The sequence below is a fragment of the Vibrio sp. 1727 genome (assembly GCF_033344415.1).
GTDB lineage: Bacteria > Pseudomonadota > Gammaproteobacteria > Enterobacterales > Vibrionaceae > Vibrio > Vibrio alginolyticus.
Map to the genome: position 1 here is coordinate 1 of NZ_JAWPOT010000628.1, position 530 is coordinate 530.

Consider the following 530-nt stretch of genomic DNA (forward strand, 5'->3'; position numbering starts at 1 on the left):
GAAAAAGCAGAGCTTTATTCTGCCATCAGCTCATCAAGCGCATTAACTGCCGCAGCAACTTGTTCGTCCAATAAACCTTGCTGAGCGTTGTATGTATCTAGCGGTTCGGCAGCAATCTCGATACTTTGGCAAGTGTTCATTAACGCAGTAAGACCTAAACTCCCCGCACTGCCTTTTAGTTTATGAGCGAGATTTTTCACTGCTAGGCTATCATTTTTTTCTGCTGACTCAACCAACTGTCCAAGTACATCCGCACTGGTATTTCTGAACAAGTCGATGATATGCAGCATTTTTTCTCTGCCTAAAATCTTCATGTCGGACTGGATCACGCTTGGATTAATGATGACCATCTCTGGTTCCTCTCGTTGTTGGTGGTCTTGTTCGACCTGATTTTCAATAGTTAGATTGGTGTCGCTCGTTTCGCTCAGAGGTAAGCATTCTCCACTTTGCGGAAGCAGTAGTTGTTTGCCATCCAGAACATCCTGAATCAACGTAGCAAGGGCTTCTTTCTCAACCGGTTTTGGCAAGTA

The 530-nt window shown here is 44.5% G+C and carries 1 protein-coding gene; it reads right to left on the minus strand.

Annotated elements, in window-relative coordinates; all coding sequences use genetic code 11:
* Window positions 1–14: 14 nt before the first annotated feature.
* Window positions 15–530, minus strand: a 516-nt coding sequence (locus R8O10_RS27285; RefSeq protein WP_318192242.1) for an Hpt domain-containing protein, incomplete at its 5' end; no start/stop codon positions are given.